Here is a 17,851-nt window from a genome sequence, read left to right on the forward strand (position 1 = left end):
AAACCCTGAGCCGACGGCGCTAGCCGCGGGTGCTGCAGCGGAAATCCCGGGGCTGCGAGGCCCGAGGCTAGCGCCTACGGCTCACCCGAGGCTATCGCCTACGGCTCAAAAGAGTGAAATCGCCGGGTTTTCTGACAGAGCCTAGCGAGCGATTGCGAGGCGTGCGAGCCGGCCGCCCCGCCCTTCCTGCGATTCCGCTCCGCGATCCGAGTGCGCGCGGCGATCCAGCGCGGCCATCTGTTTGTGGGAGATCAATCCCCCCACGGCCGCTCGCTACAGAAACGGATCCTCTTCTTCGAGCGCGGCAAGCCCTCTTCGACCGCCATCGATGCGTTGCCAGCTCCGCTCGCGGCCCTGCACCGGATCGCTGCGGTCCACCCAGGCGGTCACGGAGGACGACCCATCAGGCGATTGGGACAGATCCCCCAAAGGCGGCAGCACCCGGGAGGTCTGCCGCGCGCTACCGAACTAGTTCTCCTCTAGTTCCAGCCTTCGGCACATGAATCGCTTGCAAGATCCTTCCTCCTCTGCCGCAGTGGGGCGGCAAGCTTTCAAGGCAACATGAAATTAGTCTGGAGACAGGAAGTGATGTTTTACGTCGTGCGTCAATGCCGCCGCGCGCTATTCGCGATGGCGGTCCCTGTGGCCGCATTTGGGACAGCAGCCGCACCGCTGCTTGCCCAGCCGCCAGCAGCGAATGTCGGAGCCGAAACCGACTCCGTTGAATTAGAGGTTTTGATGCGCGGCCCCGTCCACGAGGGGTTCGCAGAACCGATGGGAGGCGAGCAAGAGTTTCTTGAGCTGCCGGAGCCGGCACCGGAGCCGATTGAAGAACTGCCTGCCGACGTGCGTCCGACCAGCGATGGTCGTGAAGTCACCTGGGTTCCCGGCTATTGGGGCGTCGAAGGAGAGGCTGACGAACTGGTCTGGATCTCGGGGACCTGGCGTTATACGCCCCCCAATACTCGCTGGGTTCCCGGTTACTGGGCGACGGTCGACGGAGCCTCGGTGTGGGTCTCGGGGTTCTGGGCGGACAACTCGCTGGAACGGGTCGAATATCTGCCTGCTCCTCCACCGGTCGAAGATTATGAACCGACCGTGGAAGCTCCCGGAGAGGATTATTTCTGGGTCCCCGGCCAGTACGTTTGGGTTGGTAACGATTATCAGTGGGAAGAGGGATTCTGGGCGCGCGTTCAACCAAATTGGATTTGGGTCCCGTCGCGTTACGTGTGGACGCCCCGCGGCTACATCTATGTTGCCGGGTATTGGGATTATCCGGTGGAAACTCGCGGCGTGCTCTTCGCCCCGGTGCGAGTCGCAACCACGTACCGTCGAGCCTACCGTCCCCAAGTAGCGATCGACGTCACTCGGGCCATGGTGCACTGGTTCGTGCGACCCGATTACCGCCATTACTACTTTGGCAACTACTACGGCGACCGGTATAACGCAATCGGATTTGTACCGTGGGCCGCGTATATGGAACGCCCAACCTACTATGACCCCCTTTACACGTACTACCGCACAAGCCGCGTCGACTACCTGCAAAATCTCATCGTCGCGCATCGCGGGATCGACGTGGCCCAATACTCTCGGATCCCCGTCAGCTATACCGAATACCGTCAGTGGATCGGTTCGGCGCCGTCCGACTCCGACCTGGTGCGGTGGTCGAGCTTCGCCACTCCCGTGCAACAGCTGATCACGCAGGAGGGATCGCGCCGCGAGGGCGGGCTTCGCTTTGAACGGCTCGGCGAAGAACAGAGTCGAGAGCTGGAGCAAGTCCGCGAGCAAATCGAAGCAAGCCGTCGCTTCGCCCGAGGTCGCTTCGAAGCCGAAGCGGAAGGATCGGTCGATGGAGGCATCGTCACCCCCGGCCGGGAACGCGTGATGCGGCCCAACGTCGATCGTGATCGCCCTGATGCGGATCGACGCGAAGCCGATCGTCCCGAAACCGATCGCCCTGAAACCGATCGTCCTGAAGCCGATCGCCCTGAAGCCGATCGTCCTGAAACCGATCGTCCTGAAGCCGATCGTCCTGAAGCCGATCGTCCTGAAGCCGATCGTCCTGAAGCCGATCGTCCTGAAGCCGATCGCCCTGAAGCCGATCGTCCTGAAGCCGATCGCCCCGAAACCGATCGTCCTGAAACCGATCGCCCCGAAGCTGATCGGCCGGGACGAGAGGACCGAGAGGCCGGACGTCGAGGAGCGGATGGTCGCGATCGCGAACGAGGCGAGGCAGCACGGGCGCGGGGCAGCTTCGACCTCACGCCGTTCGGAGCTCGAGCCCGCGGCGAAGCTCGAGCCGACGTTGAGCGGAGTGACCGCCGCGATCGGGACCAGCAGCCCTCGGATCTGCTCAATCGCGCCGAACAGCGAGGCGAGCGGGAAAGCGAAGGTGCGGCTGAGGCAGCGCGGGACGCGTTCACTCCGCCTCCCCGCCTCGACGGGCGTCGGCAACGAGACCGAGCGGGCCAGCGCGACCGAGCGGGCCAACGCGAGCGAGAGGTTCAGCGCAACCGAGAGGGCCGAGGCAATCGTGCGGGTGAGCGTGGTGCAGCGGATTGCCCCCGGGGCACCCGTCCCGAGGCCGCCGGAGCGAACGCCGCAGATCGGGCACTGGATCGAGTCCGCCCGGGCGAGCGCTCTGGCGCCACTCTTCCCGGCGCGGCTGGAGACCGTAGTCAGCGGCGACCCGGCGCTGCGGCTCAGCCCGGTGCCCCAGGTCGCCCCGATGCGACTCCCGCAGCGGACACTCCAGACGGTGAGAGCCAACCTGCCGCCGAGCGTCCAGCCACGGCGCCTTCGCCATCGCCATCGCCTTCGCCAGCGCCATCACCCGCTCCAGCCTCCGCTGACGGCAGTGGCGGCAGTGGCGGCAGTGAATCGGCCGAAGACTGAGACTTCGGCGACGGAGAATCCCTGTTAACGAATGACAGGCTTAACGTAAAGAAAGGCAGGCTCAACCACCCTTGGCGGTTGAGCCTGCCTTGCGTTGAAGACCCAGCGATTTCGCGAGTCAGATGAAGCTTAGAAAGTCAGGATCGTGTCGAATCCGAAGGTGGTCTGGCTGGTTCCATGGTCCAAGCCGGCGACGCCTTCTTCGTCATGGTCGTAGCGGAGCTCCGGACGGATCAACACGTTCGCATGCGGCCGGTAGTTCAATCCGACCGTGGTCGCGTAAATGTCGGTTCGCGGATCGGTCGGAGCATTGAACACGCCCTGCTGCTCGTACCACTCGAAGCGACCACCGACCGACCAGCAGTCGTTCAGTGCGTACAGCAGGTACTGGTTGATCCCGAACGTGTCGCGGACCGTCGCACCATCTCCGTCTTCGGTGCTCAGCACGTCCGACTGAAACACGTACTGCAGCTTCTCGGTCAGCTGATGGGTGCTGACCACGCTGTGCATGTAGCCTTTCTCCACGCCATTGAAGCGAGCCTCGCCAAACCGACCGCCGACCGTTGCGTAGGTCAAGTTCCAGCGATCGGTCACAGCCGTCGTGATGCCGCCGATGAAGTTATCGCCGTTGTCATCAAAGCCGCTGTCCCACCCCAAGGTGTAACCGCCGTAGAGCGTCACGCGATCGTTCAGCTGATAGGTCGCCAACGCACCGGTGTGCGTGAACGGCTCGCTGAGATACATCGTATAGGCGTGGCTGTAGAAGAAGTTGTTCGGCGCCATCACCGATTCGTAGCCGATCAACGTGTAGAAGTGGCCGGCCTTGATTGCCAGATCGCCGTAGCCGGCTTCCAGATAAACCTGCGGCAGGGCGTGGCCATAGATGCCGTTGTCCCAGTCGTTATCCCAGCCGCGCGGATTGGTCCCGAACGCCTGCGTGTCCTGAGCATCGACGCCGTAGACGTAGTCGATGCGACCGCCGATGTCGAACCCACAGCTCGTATCGATTGCCTTTTCGGCGTACAGCCAAGCCTGGTGCAAGTTGAAGTTGTGCTTGTGCTGGTTGAACAGCGGGATGTCGTTGTTGTGATACCCCATCTGGATCCAGCCGCCGGCGCTCCAGTTGCCATGCTCGCCGATCAGCCGAAACGGGTCGCCTAAGTCGCAGCCGCTCGCGCAGCCGCCACACGCTCCGTCACATCCTCCCTCCACCATTCCTTCACATCCGCAGGCAGGGGCGAGCACTTCTTCACACCCGCAGACGACTTCCCCGCAATCGCATGCGGCGAACGTCGCTCCGGACTGGTGGCCAACGACTCGAACCGCTCCTTGCTGCCCATCCGCCGCGCCCACTTGAGCGGCCGCACAAAGAGACGTAAGCAGCGCTAACGTGCTTAGCTTCATCTTCCCTGACTCCTATACCACCCAGAGCGGTGGCACCTGTGTCTTGCTTCCTGCCGTCGACCGCCGTCCCCGACTCAAGGACCCGACACCCAGAACCACTTCGCTGCACGCATCGTTCGATGCTCCCGAACGAAGCCAGCTCTGGTGCAAGTGAGCTACAATTCCCGTGTCTTGTATCGACCGCGGCCGCCAATCCAAACCATGCCGGGGCCAGTTAGATTGCCCGGAATCGAGCTCAAATCCGGACCGCTCGGTAAACTTTTCCGGTTGCGCGGAGTCTCCGCCCTGTCTGAAGATTCGCCATTCGAGGGGAGCAGAACAGCCGACAGAAACGGGTCGAGCACTAGCAGGGTTCGGCAAGCGACTTTCGCATGGCGAACCGCCGCAGAGTGACGCCGCGGCGCATCACGAGTTGCTCTTCCACGACCTGGTAGCCGTGGCGGATAAAGAAGGGGCGAGCGATAAGACTGGCTTCGGTGAACATCGCTGGGGCCTTCTCCGCAGCAACCGCTTCCTCCGCCATGTTCAGCAATCGCGAGGCCACTCCACGGCGGGCATGGTGGGGGGAGGTGAATAACAGGTCGATGTGACCGTTCCACTCAAACGAGACGAAGCCGGCGAGCGCCGAATCGATTCTGGCCACCAACGTCTCGACCGCCGCCAAGCGAACGCGCCACTGCTCTAGGTCCGGCGGCTGGGGTGCCCAGGCGGCAAGTTGCGCGGCCTCGTAGTGACTCGCGCCGAGGATGTGCACCGCGGAGGTAAAAAGCGATACCAGCCCCTCGAGATCTGCCTCTTGATAATGCTCGATTCGGATCATCGCTCACAGCGGTTTGATGAACGTCAGCCCATACAAGAAGCCGAACTCGTACTGCGGTTGATGCCACTCGAGTACCAGCGGTTCGAGATTCACGTCGCCGATCCGGCACTGGGAGTCTTCGATCTGCCAACCCGCAATCTGATTTTTAATCGCGACGAACGGTAGCACAGCGTTCCAAGAGTAATTCGCTCCAGCAAACTCCAGTTCCGTCACATGCACGAATCGGTGCACGTTCGCGTAGCCGCGAATCGACGCGCCCAGCGGACTCCCATCGTTGGCCGTAAGCGTCTCTCCAGCGGGACCTTTCAGTTCCTCGACCTGATACATCCGGTTGTACATCAACCAGTAATAGCCCGGTGGCGGAACCGTTTCCGCCTTGATGCCCGACGTGCCGTTGGGATACGGAGCGGTCTCCTGCGCGGCCGCAAACGGCGATCCCCCCACCGCGACCACTGCCCACACCGCGGCCACGGCTCCCACGCGAGCCACGGCACCGCCTAGACCGCAGGCGCGGAGATGCATCCCAAATCGCGTCAAGAACATTCAATACCAGAGGAACAGTGGGAGGCCCTGAGCGAACGCACTCGCGGACGTTTGAGCAGGGAGGTGAGTGACAAAATCAGCCGTGGATCTTTAGAAGTTAATCCGGAACCCGAACTCAACCGAGTGGCTCTTGACCCCTTCCGGATGGAACGTGGGGGCGAAATTTGAGAAGGGCAGGGCCGCAAATTCCAGCTCTTCCCCACGGAAGTAACGGTACCCGGTGTAGAACTCCGACTTCTCGCTCAGCTGCCGAGTCAAGCCCGCACGGAACTGGTAGGCGAAAGGCATGTCGCTCGTCGAGTTCACCGCCGTACCTGCCATCGGAGCCCCCGCCAAGTCGAAGAACTCGGGGTAGAGACTGTTGATGTCCGACTGGTAGAGACCAATCCCCGCCCCCACGTAGGGCTGCCAGCGGAAAATGTTGAGATCGATGTCGTGATAGATGTTGAACATCAGCGCCCGGATATTCACATTTCCCGCGGCGTCGCTCGAGTTTCCGCCGGCGCCGGCCCGATCCACCTCGTTGTTCATAAAGCTGGTCTCGGCTTCGATCCGGAACCGATCAAAGCGGTAACCAAGTGCGGCGTTGGCCGAGAAGCCGTCATCGAACGTCAAAAACGTCTGCGGATCATTCGCTTCATGCACCGTTTCCCGGTGCTGCCAGCCGCCACTGGCGCTCAGATACCAACCGCTCCGAGCGCACTGCTCACAGCAGACCTGGCAGCCCACGTCCCCACACTGCCCGCCGCCGCAAGCTGCGAAGCTGGCTGGCACCACGCTCGGGAGCTCGCCGGCCTCGACCACGGCCACCTGGGTAATCGCCCCTCCGAGGGGCCGTTCCTCAGCCTCCGCCGATGCCGGAGTTGAGAGAAAGCCGCTCAACACCGCCGCAGGCACGAGCAGAGCGAGATTTCCATACCTCTTTGCAGTTTCCATCATGGAAACGGATCCTTCCGTAACGAATGAAGCGCGAGAGAACGAACCGGCAGGCGACCGCCCGAAGGCGACGCATCAGCGGCTATCGGAATTCTCATCGGCCAGCGGCGAGCTTCACTCAAGCGGCCGCCGTGGATTCGTTGGTCGTGGTCGGAACAATCGTCGCAGATCCTACGCCACCTACGATCCGTTCTCCCCCCTCTACCGCTCCGCGCCGCTGCTCTTCCCGGCCAACTCGAGCTCGACCGATACGCCGGCTGCATAGCGGAGGGCGAGGATCGTGATGTCGTCCGCTTGGGGAGCCGTTCCCTGGAACTCCATGACTCGCTGGATCACGTCCGCGGCCACTTCGCCCGCCGCTTCATGCCCGACGTTCGCGAGGCAGGCTTCGAGCCGCGACTCATCGAACAACTGCTCGTCGCAATCTTGCGCCTCCGTGATGCCATCGGAGTAAATCAGCAGCAGATCGTCGCTGCGAAGGGTCAAAGTGTCGGACCCATAATCCTGCCCGGCTGCGATGCCCGTTGCCATTCCGTGACGGGCGCTGAGCATTTCGAGCGTTCCATCGTCGTGGCGGAGGTAAGGAGGATTGTGCCCCGCATTGGTGTATTCCAAGCAACCGGTCCGAGTATCGAGAACCGCCAAAAACATGGTCACAAACATGCAGGCGTCGTTCTGTGCACATAGTCGGTCGTTGAGAAAGCGGACGATCTCGGCCGGGTTTGTGCACGAAGCGGTCGCTGCATCGAGCAATGTCTTGGTAACGGCCATGAACATCCCGCCGGGAATCCCCTTCCCGGAAACATCGGCGACGACCAGCAGCATCCGGTGCTCATCGAGCATCACCACATCGAACAAGTCACCCCCGACTTCCTTGGCGGGAATCACGCGGGCAAAGACGTCACAGTTCTCCCGCAGGGGAAGCTCTCGAGGAAGCAGTCCCATCTGAATATCGTGAGCGATGCTCAGCTCCGACGCCATTCGCTCCCGCTCGGCCGTCGTCGCCTGGAGCTCGACCAGGTACTCTTCCAGCCGTGACTCCATCTTGCAAAATGCTCGGGCGACATGGCTGACCTCCTCGTGCGACTGCTCGGCAATCCAAGCGATTGCCGAACGCTGCTCTGGCTGCATGCCAAAGTCCTGGACGATGACCTGCCGAATCATGTTCGCCAGGCGGACCAGTGGCCGCGTCACATGACCGGCGAGGAGCCACGTCATCCACAGCGAGACGACGCTGATCAGCAAGCCAGCAAAGGCGGTCTTTGCCAGCGTGCGGTGCAGGTGACCGTAGATCATATCGAGGCCGATATCGGCGACATACACGTAGCCGACCTTGCCTTCACCCGAATTGCGAAACGGAACGTAGGCGGAGCGGAAACTGCCGTAACGATCCTCGTGTTCCTCAAACCGCACCTGCCCGTCACGGAAACTCGCTCTGAGTGCTGGAGTGACGTCAGTGTATTCGGTCCACATCCGGTCGAAGGTACCATCGACGAACTCATGGTCGGGAGAGCTGGTGACCGTATAGAAATAGCGGCCATCCCGCTCGACCAGCGCCCCCAGATAATTGAGACGCAGCTGGTTGGCATAGCTCGAGATCTGCTTAAGGTGCAAGAGTTCTTCCTCGGGAGTAAACTCCTGCCCCGCGAGCATCAACTGCTGGAACTCGTCGTCATGGATGTGTTGCGCCCCCCGAGCTCCCGCGATCAAGACGCGGTCGATACCGTGCAGAAACGCCTGCTTCTGGAAATTGTAGGCGATTGCGCAGGCGACGATCGTCGAAGCCACGTTGACCGCGGCAACCAACCAGAGGATGCGGCGGCGAAGGGTCCCGTTGCCGCGGCGCTCGGTCATCGCCGAAGACGCTCGACACTCTGCCCCCGCGATCTCACCCACCCCCGTTGGCGAAGCGGCGGCCATCTCCGAGAAAGTCTCTTGCATCATGAGTGCACCACGTCTTGCTGATCCGATGTGGTCGAAGAAGTAAGTCGCGACCGACGCATGATGAAGATGTTGCGGTTGCGGCCATCTCGGTACTCGTAGCGAAACTCGCTCACCGCTTGCAGGGCGAAATAGATTCCCAGCCCCCCGATTTGCCGCTCCTCGAGCGGTTTATCGAAATCCTCCGCGACTCTCGCCGTGTCCCGCTGACACGGGTCATACGGCGGTGAGGTGTCCTCGAGCGTGATAACCAGCGACTCGTCGTACCGCTCCGCATGAACGTGGATCTGGCCGCTGAGACCGTTCGCGAGATAACCGTAATTGATGATGTTCGTGAGGATTTCATCCACGGCCAGCCGTAGCTGGTAAGTCTCGCGCTGGTCGAGTCCCGCCTCCCGAGCCTCCTCCAGAACCAAGTCGGCCACGAGATCGAGCGAGCTTAGGTCGCTGGGAACGATGAGAGTTCGCATATTCATTGAGTCGGTACGAGTTCCGTAAAGCGGCCGCGGCCTACTAGCCTTGAATGCTCGCGGCGGGTTCGAACTCGTCGACCAAGATGACCGACTTGTCGACACCGGTCATCTCGAGTGTGTGAATGATTTGATGCTGGGCACCGACCACATAGACGTCCGTCTCGCTGCCGAGCTTCTGCTTGGTAAATACGAGCATCCGAATGCCGGCACTGGCCATGTACTCGAGCTCGTGCACGAACAGAGCCACGGTGCAGGGCCGCTGTTCCGCAACCTTCTCAATCTCGACCTGGAACTCCCGAGCGGTGTTCGCATCGAGCCGACCGGCCAGCGTAAGTTTCGCGACAGTTCCATCGACGGATGAGGTAACAGTGAAGGCCATTTTCGGAATCTCCTAAAACTGCGAAAGAGGAAATCATGAGGCGCGGCCTCCCAAGAGGTCGCACAGAGTCGTTGAAAAAGTTCAGTACTTCCAGTACGCTTCGTGGGCTGCAAGCGAGGGATCGGTCCGAGCCGCAATTACCGCCCGACCAGTACCACCACGGAGCGGCCGCCAACGAGGCACCGGTCCTGTTGTTCGAGCATCGGCTCCTCACCGCAGGGGTGCGCATCGCCCGGCGCCGGAACCCCAGTGTTCACCGCGACGTGCCATTGGCGTCCCTCCGCAGGCCGCGGAAGCTCGAACTCCAGCGCCTCAAAGTGCATGTTGGACGCCACGTAAACGTCGTCATCCGCCACGGTTCCTCCCTTGGCATGATGCCCCCCGAGCAGCAGCCCAACGACTCGGCTCAGCGCCGACCAATCGGGCTCCCAGGCGCGCGTTCCATGCCAAGAGATGTCGGGAACGCCGCTGCCGACCCAGTCGGCGTGGCGGAGGTGATCGCGGCTGCGAAGCACCGGATGTGCGTGGCGGAACGCGATGATCTTCTGGAAGAACCGCTGCAGCTCAGCGTTCTCTTCCACCTGCCACCAGTTGAACCAGTTCAGCTCATTGTCGTGGCAGTAGGTGTTGTTATTGCCCTGCTTGGTGCGGCCCACTTCATCGCCCATCAGGATCATCGGGATTCCTTGGCTGACCATCAGCAGCGTGGCGGCATTCTTCATCTGGCGAAGCCGTAGCGACTCGACGAGCCGGTCATCGGTTGCCCCTTCGGCTCCGCAGTTCCAGCTCTCGTTGTCGTTCGCCCCGTCCCGATTGCTCTCGCCGTTCGCTTCGTTGTGCTTCTCGTTGTAGGAGACCAAATCACGGAGCGTGAAACCGTCGTGGCAAGTCAGGAAGTTAATGCTCGCCGCCGTGCCACGGCCATAGTACAGATCGGGGGAGCCCTGCAGTCGCAGCGACATCTCCGATACCTGACCCATGTCTCCCTTGAGAAACTTTCGCGCCGTATCGCGATACTTGCCGTTCCACTCGGCCCAGCGTCCATAGGCGGGAAAACTTCCCACCTGATAGAGACCACCGGCGTCCCACGCTTCGGCCACCAACTTGGTCCGCCCCAGCACGGGGTCGTGCGCCAGGCTCTCCAGCAATGGCGGATTCGCCAACGGCACCCCCGATGGATCACGGCCTAAGATCGCTGCCAGATCAAACCGGAAACCGTCGATGTGGTACTCGGACACCCAGTACCGCAGGCAGTCCAAAACGACCTGCCGCACGATAGGGTTATTGCAATTGAGCGTATTGCCGCAGCCACTGAAGTTATAGTAGTAACCTTCCGGCGTCAGCATGTAATACGTCTTGTTATCCAGACCTCGGAACGAAATCGTCGGTCCCCGATGATCCCCTTCGGCCGTGTGATTGAACACGACGTCCAGCATCACCTCGATCCCGTTGCGGTGCAGATCTTTAATCAGCGTCTTCAGCTCATCGGCCTGCATCCCCAGAGGCCCCGTGGCCGCATAACCCGCTTTGGGAGCAAAGAACCCGACGGTGCTGTAGCCCCAGTAGTTGTAGCGGAGCTGTCCATTGGCCGGATTGGCCGAGCTGTTCTCGAATTCGTCGAACTCGAAGATCGGCATCAGCTCCAAGCAGTTGATACCGAGCGACTTGAGGTAGGGAATTTTCTCTCGCAGCCCGGCGAACGTCCCCGGGTGGCGAACGTTGGACGAAGGGTGTTGAGTAAAGCTACGAACGTGCGCCTCGTAGATCACCAAATCCTCGGCAGCGAGTTCCAGCGGCCGATCGTGCTCCCAGTCGAAATCGTCCTGCAGAACCTGCGAACGGTGCTGGTAAGCCTGGTCCCAATCCGGGGTCTGTCCCCAGACCTCCCGCCCACCGATCTGGCGGGCGTAGGGGTCCATCAGGACAACCGAGGGATCGAAACGATGTCCCTCGCTGGGATCGTTCGGCCCGTCCATCCGATAACCATACTCGAGGTTCTCGTGGTCCAGCTCGAAGACCGTCATGGCGTAGACGTCGCCCACCCGAAATTCGTCCGGGAACGGCAGCTCCGCGAACGGCTCGGCGGCTCCCTTCTCGTACAGCACCAGCGTGCAAGCCGTGGCGTGGCGCGAGAAGACGGAGAAGTTCACGCCCCCGGCGACGAGCGTCGCGCCGAACGGGAAGACCCGGCCGGCCCGGACACTCATCCCCGCGATCGTTCGCGTGGCGTAAGCATCAACGCGTTGCAGCATCAAGGTTTGCATGGTGACGCACCTGTGTGAGGGCCTCCTCGACGCTGTCAAAGAGGAGAAAGAAATCGAGGAATCCTGTCATTTCCATGGTGTCGCGCACATCTTCCGACAGTCCCACCATCGCCGTTCGACCGTGACGCGTGGTGATCTCGCGATGCAGCAACAGCAGCATGCGGAACCCGGCGCTCGACATGTACGAAACACCCTGGACATCGAGGACGGCCGACGCCGCGGAACCGAGCCCTTCGAGCAACTGCAATTGCAGCCCCGGAGCACTTTGCCCGTCGATTTTCCCGCGGATCGCGGCCGTCAAAATTTCCTCGTGGAGGTCGATCGAAACGGAGCAACTCATGCTTTCTTCTCGTTGGGGACGACGGTGACTTTCACCTTGACACGCTGTTCCGACTCGGGGAGCCGCACGATCAGCTGATCGGCGTCGTAGTCCTCGTAGGGCTGGCCATCGATCTCGACCGCACCGATGCGGATGCTGCCGGGCGGCAACAGGTCGGGCGAAACCCGCAGGAGGTTGTCTTTGAATCCGTTCGGATAAGGCTTGAAGAACAGATCGAGCGGCTGCTTGGTGATCAGCAGGTTCGTATAAACCGCTGCCAGATAGCAGAGCTCCATCGAGTGGTAACCGGACATGGAGTGGCTTCCCTTGAATCGCTCATTGCCGAGCAGGTAGGGCAAACCATTGGCGAGCGTGTTGAAGTACACACCGCCATCCTCATGGTCCAAGAAGAAAGCGTTGTAGTAAGCGGCCGCTTCACGAGCGTGCTTCTCATAAACTTCCTCGCCGAGAGCACCGTGCAGGATCAGATAGGCCAGAATCGCCTGCTCTTGCTGCCACCATGCCTTGCGATCGTGCCACACATAGCGGTGCACCCGCTGGCCCGGCTCAAGGGCTCGCTCGACGACGTCGTACCAGCCGCCCCGCTGGCGATCGCTGCCCGCTTCGGGCATCACGTCACCGATCTTGCGGGCGAGCTCCTCGTAACTCTGCGAAGGCCGAGCGTGGTGGATTCGCATCAAGTTCCAAGCGATCTTCAAATTGTGACCGACCACCGCTCGGTTCTGCTGCCAGCCCCAGCTCTGGTCGTGGCTCCAATCTTCATGGAACCGCTCCTGCACAAAGGGGCTGTTTTCAAAGTCGGGGAAGTGCCGGGCGATCGTATCGGCCGTGTCGACCAAGAAGTCGGCGTACTTCTCTTCACCCGTCGCCAGGAACAGATTGATCAGATAGGCCGGAGCGTGATCGCCGACCGAGTTCCAGTTCTTTCGCGCCCGGTTCGGCCCGAGCGATTCGGCTCGTGGGTCGAGGGTGATCGGATCGATGTGCGAAAAGTACCCACCGCCCACATGATCCTTGTAGAATCGATCGAAAAGCTCGACAGTGTTCTCGATGTCCGAGAGGATCTTCCGATCGCCGGTGGCGCGGAACGTTTGGGTCGGGCCGGCCAGAGCATAGATCTGCTCGTACATCGGCAGTGAATCATAGTCATCGCCGAACTCCGAAGTCAGCAGCTTCTGCTCGCGGTTGCCGCTGACTTGAATGCCGTGGTACCAGTAGATCAGGTTCTCGTCCGGGTCGAAGAACCGCATGTGGTCGCGGAGGTACTCGGTTCCCTCTTCGGCGGCTTCGAGGAATGCGTCTTCGCCGGTCAACAAAAACGCGGATGCGAACCCATAGACCAGACGCGAGATCGTGTCGGTCTCTTGCAGGAAATCGCCCCGCTTGGCTCCCTCGAGGTGGAGCACCGTGCGGTAGTTTCGGTAATCAATTTTCTGCTCAGGGTAGTTGAACTGCCATTTGAGATAGGAGTTCGAAATCGACCGAATTTGGTTCGTCCACCAGTCCGGCTCCTCTTGCCGATAGTGCTCCGGATCGTTGCCAGGGAACACAATCGACTTTGCTTCGAACTTGTGCTTCGCTCCGCCGTCGAAGTAGAAGACGCCGTACGCGTAGAGGAACTGCCCTTCGGTGATCATCTCACCGAAGCGGCCCGTGGCGTCGATGTAACCTTCGCCCAGGTTCTGTGTGATTCGTCCAAACGTGGTGGGCGTCAAATAGACTTCATATTCCCGTCCGTCGGAGGTCTCCAAGGTGAAGCACCGTGCCAAGCGATCGAAGCTTCGCACATATCCGGCGATCGTATCGGAGAAGGAAAACTCCAAATTGGTCGCCGCCTCTACGCTGGCAACTTCCGATGCGGGGAGATATTCAGTCGCAATCGACATAGCCTTGGTTCCTGTCCGAGCCGTACGGGGCCTTGAGTGGATGGTTTGTCTTTTCCGGCGGACCAGCAACGCTTCTGTTGCTGAGTTGTCAAACCCTAGGTCCCATTCCGAGCGAGCGACAAAAATCCAGTGGAGGGGAGAAAACTTTTTTACACCCGTCGCATCAGAGGCTCTGCTGCATCGCTTGTGTCGGCTGTGCTGCGGTTGGCGCCGCATAGGGCGCCGAAGACGTTGACGCGAAGTGAGCCGCTTCCCCGTCGCTCGAAGCATCCAACCTCAATAACCGGGCGACGAAGGGAACGGTCGCTCCAGGGATTAGCGCGCTAACGACGACAACAAAGAAGACGATGTCAAAGACATCCAGCGCCTCCGTCATTCTGGCGCTTTGCCCGTTGGCTCGAAGCACCGGCACCGTCGCTAAAATGATGGGCACGGCGCCGCGTAGTCCCACCCACGAAATAAACAGCTTCTCATTCCATTTCATCCGGAATGGAAGCAGGCAAAGTGAGACGCTGAGAGGACGAGCGACAAACGCGATCAGCAGCGTGATGGCAATTCCATAACCGGCGACGTGGGGCAGGTCGGATGGATTCACTAACAATCCCAACATCAAAAACATCGCGACTTGTCCGAGCCACGATATCGAGTCGTGGACGTGCACCAGCGGTTCTCGATCCGGAATCGGCGCATTGCCGACGACGATTCCCGCCAGGTAGGCGGCGAGGAAGCCACTACCGTCGAGCATCGCAGGCCCGCCAAATGCCATCAGGGCGCATCCGAGGGTCAACACCGGCGTCAGAGCTGGCGTCGAAAGGGGCACGCGAATGAGCATCTCCCGTGCAGCAAAACCAATCGCCAAGCCGAAAAACACGCCGATGGTCAACTGCTGCAGCACCTGGACGGCCAACTCGGCCCACGACGCCGGTTGACCGAGCATCAGCGATGTCGCCGCCAGCGTCAGGATGACCGCAATTGGATCGTTGAGGCCGCTTTCCAGCTCGATCGTCGAGGCCACTCGTCGGGGCAGACTGACCCCTTGAAGGACGCTGAACACTGCCGAAGCGTCGGTCGATGCCACAATCGCGCCGACCAACCACGCTTCGCCCCACGGAAGTCCGAGGTAATGAGCGCCGAAAGCGGTAATGCTGGCGACCCCCACCACTCCCACACTCGCTAGAACCGCCGCCGGAGCGATCGCATTCTTCACGGTATGGAAATGGGTCTGCAGTCCGCCTGCAAACAGCACTGCGGCGAGGGCGATGGTCCCGGAAGCATGAGCCAGTGGGAAATCATCGAACTCGATCCCTCCCGGTCCGTCGCATCCGGCAAGCATCCCCACCAGGAGGAAGAGGAGTGACACCGGAATGCAGAAGCTTGCACCGACGCGGCTCAGCAGACAGCTGGCCGCCAGCAAGAGTCCGCCGGCGGTCATCGCCATCGCAGTCAGTTCTGGAACGTCGTATTCCATGAATTCATTCCTCGGAGCCGCGCATGCTCCAGTACTGGGAATCCCTTTGGCGGGTGACCGCTCAGATCGTCGCGGCCGAGGCGGTCGCCGCCGGAGTCGCTACCGCAGGCATCGGAGGAACGTCTCCTTGATCGACGAACCCTTGGCTGATCTCCACGATCATGCCTTCGGGATCGCGAACCCAAACCGTTTTCCATCCGGGAATGAAATCGTCGAAAGCCAGCGGGCCGAGAGTCACCTCAGCCGCTGCGCCCATCTCGGCGAGCTTGGCATCGATATCCGCGACCTGAAAGGCAAGATGCCGTACGCCAGGCGTGCTCGGTCCGTCATTTTGCGGTGGTTCGACTGACGAAGTTTCGGCGGCTTGGAAAAGTTCCAGATAGACACTGCCAGACTTGAGAAAAAGAATCTGGCCGTCTCCTCCTAGATCGATCAGCCGCGCACGGCGGAAGCCGAAATGGGTCGTGTAAAACGCTTCGACCGCAGCCATGTTTCGGCAGTTCAGCGCCACATGCGAAAAGTTTACAGCAGACATAGTGTTTTTACTTTGAGAGAAAGAATTGGTTTGCTCGGAAAACGCTGAGCCGATGGCGTTAGCTGGACAGCGCCACTTTCTTACGCTGAATTGCCATAAAGTCAGCAGTGCCCAGCAGTTGGCTACCAAGTCGTTTAACGGCAAGCCGAAGGCGACTGTGTTTTAAAAAGCAGTCGCCTTCGGCTTGCCGTTAAACGATTTTTCCGCGAGCCGTCCTGCTCCGAACCGATCCAAAGTGGCGCTGTCCAGTTAGGCTCTATCAGAAAACTTCCTACTGGCATTACCCTCCCCCCGGGAGGGTGTCGTTGAGAGGTTTTCTGAATAAACCCAGAATCTATTGCTTAAATTGAACCGATCAGTTCTGGCATGGCCTGCTCTTGCCCAGCGTCCCAACCGGCTTGGCTGTCGCCTGGCCGAGAACCGGCTTGAATCATCTCGGCCGCCTTTTCGCCAATCATCAGGATGGCTGCATTCGGATTGGCGCTGACGATCCGGGGCATGATCGAGGCATCGACAACGCGAAGTCCCTCGACGCCATGGACGCGGAGTTGCGGATCGACGACCGCCATCGCATCGCGCCCCATCTTGCAGGTTCCCACCGGGTGCCAGATCGTCGACGCATGGGTCCGGACGTAGTGACGCAGGTCGGCTTCGCTCGCCCGCTTCCCCGGAAGCGCCTCGGCATCGGCCAGTTCGCGGAAGGCTCGCGTTTGCACCATTTCGCGACACAGCTTGATCGCCTCGAGTTGCACTTGCAGGTCCGCATCACACTGCAAATAGTTCTCTCGGATCATCGGTGCCGACCGTGGATCGGCATCGCGGAGCGTCACCTCGCCGATGCTCTGCGGCTGAGCGAGGATCGTGATAAAAGTGAAGCTGGGTCCGTGGGCCGGGCAATCCGGCGGCAGCAGGTTGGGAATGGTCGCGTTGAAATTGATCTGCAGATCGGGCGCTGCCGCCGAGAGGCCGGTTCGCGTGCGGGTCAACAGCCCTCCCTCGGCCAGTAGCGGCGGAACGGGCTGTTCCCGCTTGCACTGAAAGACGACCGGCATCAGTAGATGGTCTTGAAGGTTGCGGCCAACACCGGGGAGGTCGACCGCCACGCGGATCCCTCGCTGCCGCAACTGCTCCGCCGGCCCCACACCCGAAAGCATCAACAGCCTCGGTGAATCGAAGGCGCCGGCACTGAGCACGACCTCACGTTCGGCAAGAACGACGTGGCTCTGACCGTTCTGCAGGTACTCGGCACCGATCACGCGGTTCCCTTCCAGGATTAGCCGCGTCACCTGCGCACCCGTTTGAATCTCGAGATTGGCCCGCCCCAGAATCGGATGCAGGTATCCCACAGCGGCACTACAGCGCTGGCCCTCGGGAGTGAGGCTGAACTGATAGAACCCGACCGATTCTTCAGCCGCGTCTATATTGAAGTCCCAGTCGGGGCCTCCGCGGAAACCCATCTCGACCCCCGCGCCGACAAATGCCTGAGCCGCGGGAGAGGGTTCGGCGTAGCTGCTGTAATGGCGGACGTGGATCGGTCCTCCAGTGCCGCGAAATGCGTTGCTCCCCTGTTCATTATCCTCGGAGCGTTTGAAGTACGGCAGCACATCGTCATAACCCCAGCCTTCGTTGCCGAGGTAGTTCCAGTGGTCGAAGTCGTGGCGGTGTCCACGAATGAAGATCATCGCATTCGTGGAACTCGTTCCGCCGAGCGTCTTGCCGCGATTGAGATTCAGTCGCCGACCCGCCAGGTGCGGCTCCTCCTCCGACTGATACTGCCAGTCGACGTCCGACCCCATCAGAGAAACGAATCCCGAGGGATCGTGGATCTCTGGCTTGTCGTCCCGGCGGCCCGCCTCGAGCAACAGCACGCGGGCTGCTCCCGATTCGGACAGTCGGTTCGCGATCACGCAACCGGCCGAGCCGGCCCCGATCACGATGTAGTCGAAGGAGGAGGGCGAATTCATGAC

At 60.9% G+C, this 17,851-nt stretch carries 14 protein-coding genes; 1 reads left to right on the plus strand and 13 read right to left on the minus strand.

Annotation, left to right across the window (positions count from 1 at the left end; all coding sequences use genetic code 11):
- The first annotated feature begins 588 nt into the window (after positions 1-588).
- On the plus strand, positions 589-2,895 hold the full coding sequence (locus GNK13_RS12265) for a YXWGXW repeat-containing protein (protein ID WP_164102819.1): 2,307 nt from the start codon (positions 589-591) through the stop codon (positions 2,893-2,895).
- A 129-nt stretch (positions 2,896-3,024) separates the two neighbouring features.
- Here the strand turns inward: GNK13_RS12265 and GNK13_RS12270 are convergent, their stop codons facing one another.
- From GNK13_RS12270 to GNK13_RS12330, 13 genes are all read right to left on the minus strand, one after another.
- The gene (locus GNK13_RS12270; protein WP_164102820.1) at positions 3,025-4,299 is read right to left on the minus strand and encodes a porin; all 1,275 of its coding nucleotides are present in this window, start codon (positions 4,297-4,299) and stop codon (positions 3,025-3,027) included.
- 343 nt (positions 4,300-4,642) lie between these two features.
- Positions 4,643-5,119 carry a GNAT family N-acetyltransferase gene (locus GNK13_RS12275; protein ID WP_164102821.1) on the minus strand — a complete coding sequence of 159 codons (477 nt, stop codon included), beginning with the start codon at positions 5,117-5,119 and terminating at the stop codon, positions 4,643-4,645.
- A gap of 3 nt (positions 5,120-5,122) precedes the next feature.
- A complete protein-coding gene (locus GNK13_RS12280; RefSeq protein ID WP_203329037.1) occupies positions 5,123-5,662 on the minus strand; it encodes a transporter in 540 nt (179 codons plus the stop codon).
- A 90-nt stretch (positions 5,663-5,752) separates the two neighbouring features.
- Complete coding sequence (locus GNK13_RS12285; RefSeq protein WP_164102823.1) at positions 5,753-6,601, minus strand: outer membrane protein; 849 nt, start codon at positions 6,599-6,601, stop codon at positions 5,753-5,755.
- A gap of 198 nt (positions 6,602-6,799) precedes the next feature.
- The gene (locus GNK13_RS12290) at positions 6,800-8,542 is read right to left on the minus strand and encodes a PP2C family protein-serine/threonine phosphatase (RefSeq protein ID WP_164102824.1); all 1,743 of its coding nucleotides are present in this window, start codon (positions 8,540-8,542) and stop codon (positions 6,800-6,802) included.
- Positions 8,539-9,015, minus strand: a complete 477-nt coding sequence (locus GNK13_RS12295) for an ATP-binding protein (RefSeq protein WP_164102825.1) — start codon at positions 9,013-9,015, stop codon at positions 8,539-8,541. Before GNK13_RS12295 ends, GNK13_RS12290 begins: the two co-directional genes overlap by 4 nt.
- A gap of 37 nt (positions 9,016-9,052) precedes the next feature.
- Positions 9,053-9,391 (minus strand): STAS domain-containing protein, encoded by a 339-nt coding sequence (locus GNK13_RS12300; protein ID WP_164102826.1) that lies wholly within the window; start codon positions 9,389-9,391, stop codon positions 9,053-9,055.
- Positions 9,392-9,528: 137 nt separating this feature from the next.
- The gene (glgX, locus tag GNK13_RS12305; RefSeq protein WP_164102827.1) at positions 9,529-11,655 is read right to left on the minus strand and encodes a glycogen debranching protein GlgX; all 2,127 of its coding nucleotides are present in this window, start codon (positions 11,653-11,655) and stop codon (positions 9,529-9,531) included.
- A complete protein-coding gene (locus GNK13_RS12310; protein ID WP_164102828.1) occupies positions 11,627-11,995 on the minus strand; it encodes an STAS domain-containing protein in 369 nt (122 codons plus the stop codon). The genes glgX and GNK13_RS12310 overlap by 29 nt, the downstream gene beginning before the upstream one ends.
- Positions 11,992-13,881, minus strand: coding sequence for an AGE family epimerase/isomerase (locus GNK13_RS12315; protein ID WP_164102829.1), 1,890 nt, complete (start codon positions 13,879-13,881; stop codon positions 11,992-11,994). Before GNK13_RS12315 ends, GNK13_RS12310 begins: the two co-directional genes overlap by 4 nt.
- Positions 13,882-14,044: 163 nt before the next feature.
- Complete coding sequence (locus tag GNK13_RS12320) at positions 14,045-15,349, minus strand: potassium/proton antiporter (RefSeq protein ID WP_164102830.1); 1,305 nt, start codon at positions 15,347-15,349, stop codon at positions 14,045-14,047.
- 61 nt (positions 15,350-15,410) lie between these two features.
- Positions 15,411-15,884 (minus strand): VOC family protein, encoded by a 474-nt coding sequence (locus GNK13_RS12325; RefSeq protein ID WP_164102831.1) that lies wholly within the window; start codon positions 15,882-15,884, stop codon positions 15,411-15,413.
- A gap of 341 nt (positions 15,885-16,225) precedes the next feature.
- Entirely contained in the window at positions 16,226-17,848 is a 1,623-nt protein-coding gene (locus GNK13_RS12330) for a GMC family oxidoreductase (protein WP_164102832.1), read from the minus strand.
- Positions 17,849-17,851 lie beyond the last annotated feature (3 nt).

Origin of the sequence: Candidatus Laterigemmans baculatus (assembly GCF_010367455.1) — a bacterium.
GTDB lineage: Bacteria > Planctomycetota > Planctomycetia > Pirellulales > Pirellulaceae > Laterigemmans > Laterigemmans baculatus.